Source organism: Streptomyces sp. TG1A-60 (genome assembly GCF_037201975.1).
Classification (GTDB): domain Bacteria; phylum Actinomycetota; class Actinomycetes; order Streptomycetales; family Streptomycetaceae; genus Streptomyces.
The window spans coordinates 7,781,337-7,797,437 of the sequence record NZ_CP147520.1 but is presented as its reverse complement, the minus strand read 5'-3'; the positions used below and the strand labels follow the sequence as shown (position 1 = coordinate 7,797,437).

Annotated in this window: 10 protein-coding genes and 1 other annotated feature; of the genes, 6 read left to right on the top strand and 4 right to left on the bottom strand. The window is 69.4% G+C overall.

Annotated features, from left to right (window positions below):
* Positions 1 to 32: 32 nt before the first annotated feature.
* Entirely contained in the window at positions 33 to 1,181 is a 1,149-nt protein-coding gene (locus tag WBG99_RS34335) for a hypothetical protein (protein WP_338900113.1), read from the top strand.
* Between the two features lie 442 nt (positions 1,182 to 1,623).
* On the opposite strand, the gene WBG99_RS34330 is transcribed toward WBG99_RS34335, so the two are convergent.
* A complete protein-coding gene (locus WBG99_RS34330; protein WP_338900582.1) occupies positions 1,624 to 2,070 on the bottom strand; it encodes an ATP-binding protein in 447 nt (148 codons plus the stop codon).
* A 126-nt stretch (positions 2,071 to 2,196) separates the two neighbouring features.
* On the opposite strand from WBG99_RS34330, the gene WBG99_RS34325 reads away from it, so the two are divergent.
* A complete protein-coding gene (locus WBG99_RS34325) occupies positions 2,197 to 2,604 on the top strand; it encodes an anti-sigma factor antagonist (RefSeq protein WP_338900112.1) in 408 nt (135 codons plus the stop codon).
* 904 nt (positions 2,605 to 3,508) lie between these two features.
* Here WBG99_RS34325 and WBG99_RS34320 read toward each other — a convergent pair.
* Positions 3,509 to 3,925 carry an ATP-binding protein gene (locus WBG99_RS34320; protein ID WP_338900111.1) on the bottom strand — a complete coding sequence of 139 codons (417 nt, stop codon included), beginning with the start codon at positions 3,923 to 3,925 and terminating at the stop codon, positions 3,509 to 3,511.
* Positions 3,926 to 4,341: 416 nt separating this feature from the next.
* On the opposite strand from WBG99_RS34320, the gene WBG99_RS34315 reads away from it, so the two are divergent.
* The 4 genes from WBG99_RS34315 to WBG99_RS34300 all read left to right on the top strand — a co-directional run bounded on the left by WBG99_RS34315 (position 4,342) and on the right by WBG99_RS34300 (position 8,032).
* Positions 4,342 to 4,512 carry a DUF5670 family protein gene (locus WBG99_RS34315; protein WP_338900109.1) on the top strand — a complete coding sequence of 57 codons (171 nt, stop codon included), beginning with the start codon at positions 4,342 to 4,344 and terminating at the stop codon, positions 4,510 to 4,512.
* 428 nt (positions 4,513 to 4,940) lie between these two features.
* Positions 4,941 to 6,178 (top strand): IS3 family transposase gene (locus WBG99_RS34310; protein WP_338895656.1). Its coding sequence is split into 2 segments (ribosomal slippage): positions 4,941 to 5,220 and positions 5,220 to 6,178, totalling 1,239 coding nucleotides; the frame shifts between segments, so codons are not numbered across the junction.
* Positions 5,219 to 5,347, top strand: a sequence feature (AL1L pseudoknot). Its footprint overlaps the gene before it by 129 nt.
* 543 nt (positions 6,179 to 6,721) lie before the next feature.
* A complete protein-coding gene (locus WBG99_RS34305) occupies positions 6,722 to 7,486 on the top strand; it encodes a restriction endonuclease (protein WP_338900108.1) in 765 nt (254 codons plus the stop codon).
* 255 nt (positions 7,487 to 7,741) lie between these two features.
* Complete coding sequence (locus WBG99_RS34300; protein WP_338900107.1) at positions 7,742 to 8,032, top strand: hypothetical protein; 291 nt, start codon at positions 7,742 to 7,744, stop codon at positions 8,030 to 8,032.
* Between the two features lie 556 nt (positions 8,033 to 8,588).
* Here WBG99_RS34300 and WBG99_RS34295 read toward each other — a convergent pair.
* A complete protein-coding gene (locus tag WBG99_RS34295) occupies positions 8,589 to 10,901 on the bottom strand; it encodes a SpoIIE family protein phosphatase (protein ID WP_338900106.1) in 2,313 nt (770 codons plus the stop codon).
* A gap of 291 nt (positions 10,902 to 11,192) precedes the next feature.
* The gene (locus WBG99_RS34290) at positions 11,193 to 15,464 is read right to left on the bottom strand and encodes a HAMP domain-containing protein (protein ID WP_338900105.1); all 4,272 of its coding nucleotides are present in this window, start codon (positions 15,462 to 15,464) and stop codon (positions 11,193 to 11,195) included.
* Positions 15,465 to 16,101 lie beyond the last annotated feature (637 nt).

The following is a 16,101-nucleotide window of genomic DNA, read 5'->3' as shown; positions in this document are numbered from 1 at the left end:
ATGCGCACGTGCCCCTGCTCCCTGGTGGACTCATGCCGATCTCCCCTACAGCCCGTCCCACGACTCCCCCGACGGTGTGGCCGGCTCGCGGCCGCCACGTCGGACCCGACGCGGAAGGCGTACTCCGTCGCACCCTGCGACAGCTCAAGGCCAGCCAGGTCATCGACGACTTCCTGGAAGTGCCCGGCACCGGGGGTGACTCCCCGGCGCGGGTCTTCGAGGCCCGTTGGCAGGTTCCCGACGCCGTGACCGTACGCGCCCGCCTGAGCCTCGCCCCCGACCTGGGCCGTGGGCGGGAGTGGACCCTGCTCGCGGAGGCGGAACAGCCGTGGGACCCGGCATGGCCGTCCCCCGTCACCCGGTTCTGGCCGGAGTACGGCGACTGGGACCACGACGCCGCCACAGGCCTGTCCCTGAGCAGGATCAACACCCTGCCCGAGGACGACAAGGACGCACGGCGCCTGCTCAGGGACTCCGGGCACGGCGGGTGGTGCGTCCACGTCGTCCTCCACGAGGCCATGACCACGGACGAGCGCGGTCGGCTGCCCCTCGTGCGATGGCTGCCGCCGAGCCTGCGCCACCGCATCGTGGAACACCGGGCCGCGCCGCATCAACTGCGGGTCGTGAACTGGGCGCTGCGGGAGTTCGACGTGGAGGTGCCGCGCGGCGGTGCGGTGGTGCTGCCCGGCATCCCGGCCCCGTCCGGCTACGAGGCCGAGGATTTCGCCGTACGCACGGTGTTTTTGGACGGTTCGGAGCCGGCCGACCTCGTCGCGGCGGTGATGCGGTTCGCCGCGCTGCCGCAGCCGCTGCCGGACGATGCCGACAAGGCCCTCACCGCGCTGCGGGAGGACTGGCGCCTCCTCACCGTCGAGGAGGAACTCGCCCAGGAGCGGAAACGGGTGGCGATGTACGCCGAGGCGCTGGAGGCCATGACGAAGTCGCGCGACCTGTACCGTGAGGCGGCCGAGCGCGCCCACGAGGCGCTCGCCTCCTACCACGAGTCAGCCGAGGCCGCTCCCGCCGGACAGCAGCCGTCCGAGGCGCGGACGACGTCTCCGTTCCGGCAGCTGACGCGCACGCTGGAGCGTCTGAAGGACAGTGCCAAGGCCCTGCGCCCCACCGCCACCGCCCAGGGCAAGGAGGACACGGACTCCGAGTCGACCAGCTCGGAGCGCTAGCGTGCCGGCGCCGATGGGCGGAGTGGGCCCCTCGGGCCGACGGCGCTCTTGTCAGGGCCGGCCTGTCGGCGACCGGGACTCCTCGGCGTCACTCTGCGGTGTCCGCCGGGGTCATGTGCAGGGAGGCGATGGCCGATGAAGACCATGGAGGCCCGAGGTGCGCGACGCGGAGCTCTTCTGGGAGCGCTTCGTGACTGCCCGGGAGGTCCTCGCCGGTCCTGGCGATGGTGCTGACGTCGAGGAGGCTGCCGTGCCGGCCGCGGAGAACACTGCCCCGACGCCGACGCTGGGAGACGTCCGCCCCGGCCCTCCGGGCCCGAGGCCGCGGCCACGATCTTCATGATCGCCTGGTAGTCGGCGGGCAGCTCGCTCTCGGGCCCGAGGTGTCTTCGGCCGGCCGTCTCTGGGAAAGGCGGTGAGGCCGGCGGGGAGAGGCTGACTGCTACTGGGTGGGGCGTCCGGTGACGTCCCCGCGGGGGTCGTCAGGCAGAGCGATGCGGGCAGTGATGCGTTTGCCGACCGGCTCTCGCTGGAACTCGAAGCCCTGGGCGACGGCCATGACGATTTCCAGGCCGTGTTGCCCGACTCTGCCCGCATCGGCGGCCCGGGCCACCGGCAGGACGGGATCGCTGTCCCAGACGACTACTTCCACCACGGCCCCGGAAATGCGCAGCTCCATCAGCACGGGACCAGGAGCATATTTGCGCGCGTTGGTGACGAGTTCGCTGACCACCAGCTGGGTCAGGTCCATCGCGCGTGCGGACACCGGCAGGCCATGCTCAGCCTGGACGCGGGTGAGGAAGTCCACCGCACGATGACGCGCTTCGGCGATACAGGATCCATCACCGTCCAGCGCGACGGTGTCCTGTATCGGAGGGGCGCCAGGCATCACGCTGTCCTCACCCTCGGGAACTGATTCCGCCGGATCCACCCTCGATTCCCCCGTTCACCTGCCTGCGCGTACCCCACACCATGCCTCACATGCCACTTGAACTCCGACTGAAGGACCGAACGGTTGTTCCTCGCAGCATCGGGGCAACTGCCGATCGACCACACCACCATCGACGACATCCGGGGGGTCACCCTGCGTGGCGAGATCGACCGCACCGTCAAGAGCGAACTCAGCGAGGGTCCGCTCCCCGACAGAGATACGGCCGCGCGACCGTGGGCGATCCCAGCGACCTGCCCCTTCAAGGAGTCCAGCGATGTCACCGTCCTCGTTTCCGCCCACCAGAAGGTGAGTGACGCTCAGGGGTGGCTGCATAGCGTCGACGGCCGAGATCCGGTGCTGCGGTTCCTTCCGGCCGTCGGCCTGTACCAGGTCATTCCCTGCCATCCCACCATCGAGCAGGCCCTGACCGCCCATCCCATTTCACGCCCGTGTGTGGCAGTGAGCTGCCCCGAGTTTCGTAGAGTCCGGTGATCTTGTTTCAGGCGGACTGCGGGGGCTTCCTGTTGCCGCCACCTGTCGCGTTCGTACTCCGCGGTTGGTACGTGATCGAGGGCGGAGGTGCAGCCGCTCGTCGTTGTACCACGTGGCCCACCGGAGGATGCCCGCTCGCCCTGGTCGAAGTCCTTCCAGAGGCCGCCCTGCATCTCGATCAGCTCCGCTTTGAAGGGTCCCGTTCAGCGCCTTGACCATCGCTTGTCGTAGCTGTCCGCGCCGGAGCCGAACAAGGCGACGGCACCGACGTCGGCGAGCCGGTGGGTGTGCGGAATGAGACGTATCGCCCAGACTCAACCGGTCGTCGTGGTGGATCAGGCCGGAGCCCTTCTTGATCTTCCGTCTCCACAGCGCCATCTCCAGGGCGTCCGGCGAGAGTCCGGTCCGCATGTGATTCGCGACCTGCCAGCCGACGATCGTCCGCCAGAAGACGTCCAGGACGAACGCCGCACACACCCATCCCGACCAGGTACGCACATAGGTCATGTCCGCCGCCCACAGATGGTCGGGGCGCCTGGCGGTGAAGTCCCGGTCGACCAGGTCCGGCGGGCGGGGCACCGATGGCTCGGGCACGGTCGTCCGCCGCCGCTGTCCGCGGATGACGTCCTCCAGACCCCGCTCCACCGTGCAGGAGGCCACCACCACACCCTTGCGCCGAAGCGCGCGGGGATCCGCCGGGCCCAGGATTCAGCCCGACTCGGCATGTACCTGTTCGATCAGCGGCATGAGCTGCTCGCCCCGCAGTCGGCGGGCCGACTTCGGCCCGCGCTACATCACCGTCTCCGTGCTATCGGTCTCCCTCACCCGGCGCTCGAAGAACCTCACGCACTTGGTCACCGCTCAGCCCTCCTCTCCCAGACGCAGGCCACCGGTGAAGCAGCGCTCAGCTACCGCCTGGACGGTCGGCGCCAGCCGGACGGAAGCACGCCGACACTGTCTTGCCGTGCCGCTGACACCTCATCTCCATCTCATCGGCGAGCATCCGCACGATCCCCACTCCGCGACCGGAAGCCTCACCCGCCTGAGGGGTGCGCTGGCGTGGCAGTGTCGGGTCCTCGTCATGGACGCTCACATGAAGGCATTCACCGTCCCAGGTGAGAATCAGATGCGCGTCACTGTGCGCGTGAATATGGGCGTTGGTGAGCAGTTCGGACACTGTCAGGACGACAGCATCCACCGTTTCGGGCTCAGCAGCGGTCCACGGAAGGGACTCCAACTGCCTTCGGGTCCACCGCCGACCGGCGTGCACGCCTCCGGACACGGGAAACGAATGCGCCCAGCCCATCGCCTTGATCGCCACCGGCTTCCCCGCCTCCTGCCGTCCGAACCGACTCGTACCTACCGTGTTCCCGCCACCCGCGTTCGCAGACGTCCCGTCGACCAGTTCCCTGCCGACAGGGTGCAGTCGCACTGCTCCGTCCCCGGCGAGACCAACAACAGCTGCAACGTCGACCGCGACGAGCAGTTGGTCTTCGCCGAGCTCGGCTCGTCCCGCCGACCCCGCCGATCAGGGATCAGACGAGCCCCGGATGCCGGGCAGCGTGTGGCCTCTGCCTGGCCGAAGCGCCCATGCCTGGCGCTTCGGCCAGTTCGATAGAAGTAAAGGTGGGCTGCGCACAGCCCCCAGATGCCCCGCGCGGCGGATAAGAAACAAATAAGTTTCCGGTGTGTGCGGAGATCGCGGCGGGGCACACGGCGGGACGGAGGTTGATAACCATGGTTCCCCTGCTACTCGTTCTGCTGCTCGCCCTGATCCTCTTCGGCGCCGGGTTCGCCCTGGAGGCCCTGTGGTGGATCGCCGTGATCGTCCTGGTCATCTGGCTGGTCGGCTTTTTCGCCCGCTCCACCGGGCCCGGCGGGAAGCGAGGCCGCTGGTATCGCTGGTAAAGCGCATTCCTAGATGCCGGACGCGGCGTGGGGGCGCACCGAACGCCGGTGCGCCCCCACTCATTTCCGTTGGCCTCTCACGTCCCGCACACACTGGTTGTCACCGGTCTACCCGCGGGTACACGGCCGTCAGGCTCGGGGCCATGCCTGTGCCAGGAACAGGACCCCGCACCTCCAGCAGCCCCCAGCCCTCGGGTCACCGCGGGGCTCATCGCACCCCGCTGTACGGGAAGCGACGGTATGAAGCTCCCCCGGGGCCCGTGCAGGAGGCGCTGCCCAGACAGTCGATGTCCGCGCCCCGGGCACGGGTCCGTTCGACCGAGGCCCCTCACATGGTGTCCTTGTCGTCGGCCTGGTCCTGTTCGCCGCGAGGGAGTGAACCGCCCCGGGTTTGATGGAGGCATCGAAGACCCGGAAGGATGCCGATCATGGCTGCTCCCCGTAAGTACCCCGACGAACTGCGTGAGCGTGCGACGCGGTTGGCGATGGAAGCCCGTAAGGACGCGGTTGGCCGGGCCGGTGCGATCAAGCGCATCGCCGACCAGCTCGACGTGCATCCCGAAGCCCTGCGCGGCTGGGTCAAGCGGGCCGAGACCGACGAAGGCATCGTTCCCGGCACTACCAGCACCGACGCTGCACGGATCGCTGAGCTCGAGCGGGAGGTGAAGGAACTGCGGAGGGCGAACGCGATATTGAAGTCCGCCTCGGCTTTCTTCGCCGCGGAGCTGGACCGTCCACTGCGATGAAGGTCGCCTACATCGACCAGTACAAGGAGACGTTCGGCGTCCAGCCGATCTGCGACGTCCTCTCCGAGACGGACGCGCCGATCGCGCCGAGCACCTACTACGCCGCCCGCACCCGCCCGTCCTCGGCCCGCAGCCTGCGAGACGAGCACCTCACCGAGGAGATACGCCGGATCCACGAGGCCAACTACAGCGTCTACGGGGCCCGCAAGGTCCACGCCGCCCTCCTGCGCGAGGGGCACAAGGTGGCCCGCTGCACGGTCGAACGCCTGATGCGCCGGGCCGGACTGCGTGGCGTGATCCGGGCCAAGAGCCCGCGCACCACCCGCCCCGCGCCCGAGACGGCACGGCCGGCTGATCTGGTCGAGCGGGCGTTCACCGCGAGTGCGCCGAACCAGCTGTGGGTGGCCGACATCACCTACATCAGAACCTTCTCCGGCTGGGTCTACGCCGCCTTCGTCATCGACGTCTTCTCCCGCATGGTCGTCGGCTGGCAGGTCGCCACCTCCCTCTACACCGACCTCGCCCTGGACGCCCTGGAGATGGCCATCTGGCGGCGCCGGCACGCCGACGGCGACCTGACCGGGCTGATACACCACTCCGACCGCGGCGTTCAATACCGTGCCATTCGCTACACCGAACGCCTGGAACAACAGGACGCCGTGGCCTCGGTCGGTTCCAGGGGCGACTCGTACGACAACGCCCTGGCCGAGGCGTTCAACAGCCTGTTCAAGGCCGAGCTGATCCGCAACAAGGGACCGTGGACCGGCATCAACGACGTCGAGGTCGCCGTCGCCGAGTACGTCGACTGGTTCAACCAGCGCCGTCTCCACGGCGAACTCGGCCACGTCACCCCTGCCGAGCACGAGGCCACCCACTACCTCGCGACCGAACCTCCTGCGTCACTCCAGACAACCAGCTAACTCAGTCTCCACGAAACCCGAGGCTTGACAAGTCGATGTCCGCGCCCCGGGCACGGGTCCGTTCGACCGAGGCCCCTCACATGGTGTCCTTGTCGTCGGCCTGGTCCTGTTCGCCGCGAGGGAGCGGCGGGATTTCCTGGTCGATGTCCTCGCGACGTGCGGAGTGATCCACCGTTCCAGTTCAACGCCGTCCATCGCTTCAAGTGCCGTGGTAGCCGTCCAAATCGACCCCGCCGACCAGGAACCCATGTCCCTCCAGGTACGCACCGCGCGAGGTCGGGCTGACGGTTGGCAAAGCCGACATGGCGCGAGGGATGAGCACAAGCGCTCTTGCCCGCCTCGTTCTTCGGTCGGAAGTTCAGCGTCGACGCCCACGCCGGCCAGTCAGGTTCGTCCGCTACGGCCGCCGCGCGGGCCGCCTTCGGATCGTCAGGACGGCACCGCCGAGTGAGGCGTCCGGCGCGGCGACGGGAGCGATGAAGGTCCTGATCTCGGGCAGACGATGGCAGTGATCTTCCTATCGGTCCTATGAGGAGGCATGTCGTGACCGCACCTACGCGTCGTACGCCGCCTGCGAAGCGCCGGCACGGATTCGACCTTCGTTCAACCGCCTTGTTCTTCGTCCTTCTCGCTGTGGTCGTCAGCCTCCTGGGCTTCGCGGCTCGCATGGTGGCCGGTGCTGTCGAGCGGCGTCCCGCCTGGGTGTTCGTCCTGGTCGTGGTAGGTGTCGCGGGCTTCGTCGGCCTGGGGCGCCGGTTGCACGTGGCGCGAGCGGCCCGCCGGGCTGCAGCGGCGCTCGACGAGGCGGCGAGGGAGGCAGCCGACGAGCTGGAGGCTCCCGCGGTTCCCCGTCAGCGCCCGGCCGCCGAGGTCACCACCGGCTACGACGCCCTGACGCCCGAGGAGTTCGAGGAGGCGATCGCCGCCCTCTGCGAACGCGACGGTTGCTCTGCCGTCGACGTCGTGGGAGGGGCCGGGGACCTGGGCGCCGATGTCGTGGCCGTGACCCCTGACGGGTGCCGGGTCGTCATCCAGTGCAAGTACTACGACGACTCCCATCGGGTCGGCTCCCAGGATCTTCAGCGCTTCGGCGGCACGTGCTTCACCGTCCACGATGCCGACATCGCCGTACTGGTCACCACAAGCGACTTCACCACCCCGGCGGCGGAGTACGCCGACCGGTGCGGGATCGTGTGCGTGGACGGGGAGATTCTCCAGGCATGGACGGACGGCACCGGCCCCCGGCCCTGGGAGGCCGTCCGGAGTGGCTGGGCAGCTGGGGGTGGAAATGCAGGCGCCGAGTCGTGAGACGTGCGGTGGGGTGGGGTGCCCCGACTAGCGACCGTCTCGTTGGCGGGCTACGGAACGACGGACCGCACCGCCCCTCTTAGCTTCCGAGACCCCCAAGGGGCGCCGTGAGCCGTCCGACGGTTCCGGCGGCCGACTGGGACCCGGAGGCGGCAGAACAGCTACAGTCCGCTGAGCTTGTGGCCATGAACCCCAGAGCACGGCAGGGAAGTTGACGGTTTCACATGGGATGCCCAGCCGTTTATGATCTTGGTCATGACTGCGCAGAACGCTGACAAGACGCTTTCCCGTAAACAGCGGCTTCAGGAGAAGCAACGCCGCCAGTTGTCGGTTGTCGACACCGTGGACAAGGCCGAGATCAAGGTCCGCAAGGCCGAAGCCGAACTGGCCGTGGCTGTCGCAGAGGCAGTACGGGTGTTCGGCAATGAGCAGTCAGCGTCCGAGGCACTCGACATGTCGGTCGAAGCGATCCGGCGCTGCCTACGCATGGCCCAGGACGAAGCGGCCGGCGCCGACAACGTCGCCGAGGTCACCGGCAAACGGTGAGCTCGGCCTCGGGCGGGCCTCCGTCCGAGGGGTGACGTCGCCAGAGGCGGGCACGGATCCCGGCGCGAGGATCCGCAGGACGGGCGACCGTACGGCCCGCCGTCCGGTCGGCGGCCTCGGTGGCGCTGACAGGCCCCAGGCGGACCTTCGGCGCCAGGGCCGCCAACTGCGCGCACAAAGTGGGGCTGACCGGACCGGAGGTCGTATCCGACGGCGGCGACGTTCCCGGTGAGGTCGGTGACGGCCGCCCACCGGACCACCAGGCAAGGGTTGCGGCCGGGAGCTTCCGCAACGGATCGGAATCGTCGCGACCACGCGGCTGACCACACGGTTCGAGGCCGGGCGCACCTGCCAGGCCGAACGCGGCAGCGGTCCTGGGCCGGCCGACCTCGACGTGTCCGGCTTCGACGGCCGCAACCGGAGCAACCGAAACCCTGGCCATCGCCAAGCTCTGGCGCGACGACGACGGCACGGCCATGGCCTTCGCGGCCACGTTCGTACAGCAGTGCGAGTGGCCGAGCCCGCGTGCCGGTGCGCGCGACTTTCACAGCACCTACTAGGCTACCCGGACGCCCACGATGCAGGTGTCGTCGTCCGTGTCGGACCTGCTGTGGGTGAGCAGGCGGTCCAAGTGCTGGTCGAGCGTGGGCGGGACCGTGCGGGCGGCCGTCAGCAACTGGGCCAGGGATTCTTCCACGGACCGGTCACGCCGTTCTATCAGGCCGTCCGTGTACATCAGCAGGGTGTCGTCGACGGCGAGTTGGACCTCGTGTTCCTCGTACGTCGCCTCGGGCAGGGCACCGAGCAGCAGTCCCTTGAGCAAGGGCAGTGGCGTCGCTTCGCTGCCGCGTACCAGGACGGGTGGCAGATGCCCTGCCCTGGCCCAGCGCAGGGTGTGGCGGTCGGGGTCGTACAGGCCGCAGACGGCTGTGGCGGTGACGGCTCCGGTCAGGTGGTGGGCCACCATGTTGAGCCAGGACAGCAACTGGCCCGGTCCGGCGCCCGTCACGGCGAGACCGCGCAGCGCGTTGCGCAGGACGACCATGCTGGTGGCGGCCTCGATGCCGTGTCCGGCGACGTCTCCCACGCACAGCAGCACCAGCCGAGACGGCAGCACGACCGCGTCGTACCAGTCGCCGCCGACCAGGTGCTGGGTCTCCGCGGGCCGGTAGCGAACGGCCACACGCAGTCCGGGAGCCTCCAGCGGGGCCTGCGCCGGGGGCATGATCGCGTGCTGGAGCTGGAGGGCGAGCCGGTTGCGTTCGCTCGCCTGCTGCTCGGTGTGGGCGAGCTGGTCGCGGGTGGCGGCGAGGGCGACCTCCGTCCAGTGGTGGGCGGAGATGTCCTGGTAGGCGCCCCGGACGACGGACAGGCGGCCGTCGGAGTCGAGGACCGGCTCGGCCACCACGCGGATGTGCCGGGTGACGCCGTCGGGCCGCTGGAGCCGGAAGGCCGCGGACGCGGGACGGCGGTGGTGCAGCACGGTGCGCAGAAACCTGCCGATGGCGACGGCGTCGTCGGGGTGGGCGTGGGCGGGCAGGTCCTCCAGCGGGACCGGGCCGCTGACGGAGGGCTTGCCGTAGAGGCTGTAGAGCTGGCCGTTCCAGGTGATCTCGCCGGTGAGGAGGTTCTCCTCGAAACCGCCGATGCGGCCGAGGCGCTGGGCGTGCTGGAGCAGGCTCGCCAGCCGTGCCGTCTCGTCCTCTATGCGCCAGATGAGCAGGACGCTGCCGCCGTGCCGGCTGACGTTGATGTCGGCGACCGCCGCCAGCGGGACATCGTCCACCAGGGCCGTGAGCCGCATGCGGTGGGCACGGAACGGCTCGCCCGTGGCGTAGACCCGTTCGATCTGCTCGAACAGCTCGCTCTCGCCGGCGGCCATCGGATACGTCTCCAGCAGCAGAGCTCCGTTGACGACACCTCGCGGCCGGCCGGCCGGGTCGAGGAAGCGGCTGTTGACGTGCTGGATACGGAAGTCAGCCAGTTCCCCGGTGGCGTCGAGATGCGGGACGAGCACCAGAGCGGGGTCGTGGAGGCCGTCGGCCAGGTCCATCAGTTCGGTGACGTCCGACAAAATCCCGGCCCGCGCGTCGCCGTCGGGGTGGTGCGGGGCACAGGTCTCCAGCGTGTGCGCGCACAGCTCGGCCAGAGCTTCGACCTGACGGACGATCTGCGGGGGCTGGGGATCCAGCGGCGCGGGCCAGACGATTTCCAGCACCCCGTGGATCCGGCCGCCGGTACCCGCGGGTACGGCGACCCGGCCGCCGTCGGGGTGGTGGTGCCGGCCGATGGAGGGCAGGCCGGTCTCCGACAGGCAGCCGATCCACTGGCCCGTTCGTTCGCCGAGCCCGCGACGTGCCACGGTCACCACGCCCGGCGGTACGTACCGCCAGCGTGCTGCCTCCACGGCCGGGAACCCCGCGCTGCCCGCCAGGGTGAGGGAGCCGTCGGCGCCCAGCGACCAGATGGCCACGGCTTCCGCGCCGAGCGGTGTCAGAGCGTGTTCCAGCAGGGAGTCGGCCACGGCCTGGGCGTCGTGGGCGGCAAGCGCACCACTCTCGGCGGTCCGCAGCCGTACGGCGAAGGAGCCGCTCCCCGGCGGGTCGGTGGGGGCGCTGTGGTCCGCCGTGGTCGCGAGGAAGGCGGTCGTCACGTCGGAGAGCCGGTCACGCGCGGCCTGGTTGATGACCTCGACGGCGAATTCGAGCGGTGCCACGCCCGCTTGTTCGGCCAGCTCGGCGAGCTGCCGTGCCGCCTGTGACGGACCGCACCCGAGCCGCTCGACAAGAATGCCCTTGGCCAGCTCGATCACGGCACGCCCGTCCGCTTCCGCCTGGGCCGCCTGCACCTCGCGGCGCAACCGCTCCACGGTCGCCGCGAGTCTGCCGACCGGGGAGGGCTGCCCTTTTTCGTCTTCCCCGTCGTACCGGTCGCGGCGGGACCGTCGCCGCCGTGGGCGACGGGCGCCCTGGCGGGTCGGTCGGTGGCCAGGGGACCGATGCCCGCCGTCGGATCGTCGGCGGACGGCTCGTCCGTCGGGGCACCGACGTCCTGCGGCTCAGCCGACTGGTGGGAGTTGCTCACGGTTGACCTGTTCCTCGGCTCGGGCGTCCAGGGACACCACGCGGTCGGCTGGTGCGCGCGACGGTGTGTCTCCGCGTCACACGGACAGCCAGCGTCGGACGCGGCCGATGAGGTCGTCGGTGTCGACGGGCTTGGTGACGTAGTCGTTCGCGCCCGACGCGAGGCTCTTCTCCTGGTCGCCGGGCATGGCCTTCGCGGTGACGGCGATGATGGGCAGATCGGCGTACCGGGGCATCGCGCGGATCTCCGCGGTGGCGGTGTAACCGTCCATCTCCGGCATCATCACGTCCATCAGGACCAGCGAGACGTCCGGATGGGCGAGCAGCATCTCGATGCCCTTGCGGCCGTTGTCGGCGTGCAGGACGTGGAAGCCCTGCAACTCCAGCATCCCGCTCAGCGCGAACAGGTTGCGCGCGTCGTCGTCGACCACGAGCACCGTACGGCCGAGGAAGGCGCCGTCGACGACCTGCGCGGCCGGGCGCTGGGGCTCCTCGACACGTACCAGTGACAGCACGTCCCCCGGTTCCTCGGCGGACAGGTGCAGGGTGATCCGTTCGCGCAGTTCGTCCAGGCTGGACAGGAAGTCCAGGGGGCGGCCCTTCGCACGGGAGCGCAGCGTCTGCTCGTGCGCCGGGTTCACCCGATGACCGGTGTGCACGAGCACGGGCACGCTGGCCAGCGCCGAGTCACCCTCCATGGCATCCAGCAGGCGCGCACCCTCGTCGTCGGGCATGCCCAGTTCGAGGACGACGCAGTGACAGGGTTCGGCGGCCAGCGTGCTCGCCGCTTCCTGCGCCCCGATCGCCGTGATGATGTCGATCGCCCCGAGCCGGTTGTCGGGGTCGGGCGCGATGTCCGCGACCGCACGCTCGGCGACGAGGGTCAGCAGTCCGCGCGGGCGGTCTTCGACGACGAGCAGGCGGCGTCGGCGCTGCTCGGGAACCGGGGTGGAAGCGGCGTCCGGCCGGGAGGCCGGCGGGAGTTCCGGGCCGGTGGTGTGCGGGTGCTCCGTCGGTCGGCCGCCGCCGTCGAGCAGATCCTCGAAGTCGGCGCGTGCCACGGGGAGGTAGAGGGTGAAGGTGGTGCCCTGACCGGGCGTGCTGTCGACCGTGACGGCGCCGCCGAGCAGATGGGCGATCTCCCGGGTGATGGACAGGCCGAGGCCGGTGCCGCCGTATTTGCGGCTGGTGGTGCCGTCCGCCTGCTGGAAGGCCCCGAAGATCGTATCCAGTTGCTGCGGGGGGATGCCGATACCGGTGTCCTTCACCCGGAAGGCCACGACGGGACCGCCGCGGTGGACGCCCGTGGGCACCTCCCGGTCGGCGGCGGGTTCGATGCGCAGTGCGACGCCCCCCTGTTCGGTGAACTTCACCGCGTTCGACAGTAGATTGCGCAGGATCTGCCGCAGCCGGGAGTCGTCGGTGAGCAGGTCGGCGGGCGTGCCCGGCGCGGTACCCACCGTGAAGTCGAGACTCTTCTGCGTCGTCATCGGCCGGAACGTCGCCTCGACGTACTCCAGCAGCTTGCCCAGCGGGACACGCTCGGGGGTGACATCCATCTTGCCGGCCTCGACCTTCGACAGGTCGAGGATGTCGTTGATCAGCTGCAACAGGTCCGAACCCGCCGAGTGGATGATGCCCGCGTACTCGACCTGCTTGGGCGTGAGGTTGCGCGAGGGGTTCTGCGCCAGCAACTGGGCGAGGATCAGCAGGCTGTTGAGCGGGGTGCGCAGTTCGTGGCTCATGTTCGCCAGGAACTCCGACTTGTACTTCGACGCCAGGGACAGCTGTTGTGCGCGTGTCTCCAGCTCCTGCCGTGCCTGCTCGATCTCCAAGTTCTTGGCCTCGATGTCACTGTTCTGCGAGGCCAGCAGGGAGGCCTTCTCCTCCAGTTCGGCGTTGGAGCGCTGCAGTTCGTCCTGCTGCACCTGCAACTCCTCCGACCGTGCCTGGAGTTCGGCGGTCAGCCGCTGGGACTCCCCCAGTAGTTCCTCGGTACGCGCGTTGGCCACGATGGTGTTGAGGTTGACGCCGATGGTCGGCATCAGCTGGGCGAGGAAGTCCTGGTGGATCTGGGTGAAGCGGCTGACGGAGCCCAGCTCGATGACACCGAGGACCTGGTCCTCGACCACGATGGGCAGCACCATCAGAGCGCCGGGCACGGCCTGACCGAGACCGGAGGAGATGGTCACGTACCCCGGCGGCAGCTCCGCCACGCTGATGGGCCGGCGGTTGCGCGCCGCTTGCCCGACCAGCGAGCGCCCGACGGGGATGCGGTCGGGCCGGTCGGTCTCGTCGGGATAGCCGTAGGAGCCCACCAGCCGGAGCTCGGGACCGCGCGTGGTGTCCTCGGCGAGGTAGAAGGCGCCGTACTGCGCCGAGACCAGCGGCGTGAGCTCGTCCATGATGAGCTCGGCGACGACGGACAGGTCGCGGTGGCCCTGCATCAGGCCGGAGATCCGGGCGAGGTTGGTCTTCAGCCAGTCCTGCTCCTGGTTGGCCCGCGTGGTCTCACGCAGGGACTCCACCATGGAGTTGATGTTGTCCTTCAGTTCGGCGACCTCGCCCGACGCCTCCACGGTGATCGAGCGGGTCAGGTCGCCCTCGGCGACCGCGCTCGCCACCTCGGCGATCGCCCGGACCTGGCGGGTGAGGTTGCCGGCCAGTTCGTTGACGTTCTCCGTCAGCCGCTTCCAGGTGCCCTCGACACCCTCCACCTCCGCCTGTCCGCCGAGCCGGCCCTCGCTGCCGACCTCACGGGCGACACGGGTGACCTCGGCGGCGAACGACGACAGCTGGTCGACCATCGTGTTGATGGTGGTCTTCAGCTCCAGGATCTCACCACGGGCATCGACGTCGATCTTCTTCGACAGGTCGCCGTTGGCCACGGCCGTCGTCACCAGGGCGATGTTGCGGACCTGGCCGGTGAGGTTGTTGGCCATCGAGTTGACGTTGTCCGTCAGGTCCTTCCACGTGCCCGCGACGTTCGGCACGTGAGCCTGGCCCCCGAGACGTCCCTCGGTGCCGACCTCGCGGGCGACACGGGTGACCTCGTCGGCGAACGCGGAGAGCGTGTCGACCATCGTGTTGATGACGTCCGCCAGGGCCGCGACCTCGCCCTTGGCCTCGACCATGATCTTCTGGGACAGATCGCCGCGTGCGACGGCCGTGGCGACCTGGGCGATCGAGCGGACCTGGCCGGTCAGGTTCGACGCCATCACGTTGACGTTGTCCGTCAGGTCCTTCCAGGTCCCCGACGCGCCCCGGACGATGGCCTGTCCGCCCAGGTTGCCCTCCGTGCCGACTTCGCGGGCGACACGGGTGACCTCGTCGGCGAAGCCGGAGAGCTGGTCGACCATCGTGTTGATGGTGTTCTTCAGCTCCAGGATCTCACCACGGGCGTCCACGGTGATCTTCTGGGAGAGATCGCCCTGAGCCACCGCCGTGGCCACCTGGGCGACGTTGCGGACCTGGGAGGTGAGGTTGCCCGCCATGAAGTTCACGGAGTCCGTGAGGTCGTGCCAGGTGCCCTTCACTCCCTTGACGTCCGCCTGTCCGCCGAGCCGTCCCTCGGTGCCGACCTCGCGGGCGACACGGGTGACCTCGTCGGCGAAGCCGGAGAGCTGGTCGACCATCGTGTTGATGGTGTTCTTCAGCTCCAGGATCTCACCACGGGCGTCCACGGTGATCTTCTGGGAGAGATCGCCCTGAGCCACCGCCGTGGTCACCTGGGCGACGTTGCGGACCTGGGAGGTGAGGTTGCCCGCCATGAAGTTCACCGAATCGGTCAGGTCGCGCCACACGCCGCCGACGCCGGGCACCTGGGCCTGTCCACCGAGCCGGCCCTCGCTGCCGACTTCGCGCGCGACACGCGTGACCTCGTCGGCGAACGCGGAGAGCTGGTCGACCATCGTGTTGACGGTCTCCTTCAGCTGCAGGATCTCGCCCCGCGCCGGGACGTCGATCTTCTGCGACAGGTCCCCCTTGGCGACGGCGGTCGCGACCTGTGCGATGTCGCGCACCTGGGTGGTCAGATTCCCCGCCATGGCGTTGACCGACTCGGTCAGGTCGGCCCAGGTGCCCGAGACCCCCGGCACCTCGGCCTGACCGCCGAGCGTGCCCTCGGTGCCCACCTCACGCGCCACCCGCGTCACTTCCGAGGTGAACACGGACAGTTGGTCCACCATGCCGTTGAAGACCGTGGCGATGTCGCCGAGCAGGCCCTCGCCGTCGGACGGCAGCCGGGTGCCGAAGTCGCCGTCCCGTACGGCGGTCAGTCCGGCCAGGAGTTGCCGTAGCTCCTGCTCGCCCGGGGCCTGGTCGGGGGCCTCGATCGTCTTGCTGCTCATGCGCACCCTCGTTCCGCTCCCCAAGAGCCCTCACGCCGAGGACTCGGAACCCGCGCCGGGCCGTGAAAGGCCCGCTCACCGTCCGCATTTCCGCGGTTCATGGATCGGCCGGTTGAGAAAATCCGGTGAAGGTTAACTCAGTTGTCGTACGACAACCAAAGCCTGGTGCGGAGATCTCGGTCGCCCCGAAGAGAACCGTTCCCAGTGGAATGCGCGGACGACCGCGGGGTACTCGGCGTGGTTCGGCCGCGGCTCCCGGCCGTCGCGCGAACACACGGCGGCCTCGGCCGTCGTACCGGCCGGCGGGCGTCATGGGGTGGCGTCGTCATGGCGGGCGAGCGGCATGCTCACCGTGGAACGCGCCCGGGACCAGAGCACGACGGCGCCAAGGCCGATGCGCTTCGCGGCGGTGAGGACACCTTCTGCGGGGAACGGGCCGGGACTGACACGGCACCTCCGGACGGCGGTCTGCACGCATGGATCGAAGCCCGGTCCACCTCGCCTCGTCATGGTTCGTCGCGCGGCGTGGCCCGCCGTCCTTGCACGCGGTCGAGCAGGCTGTCGGACCTTCCGCCTCCCGCACCCAGATGGAAGCGCTTCCAACCGAGGCTCGCGCATACGATCAGACACGTCAACT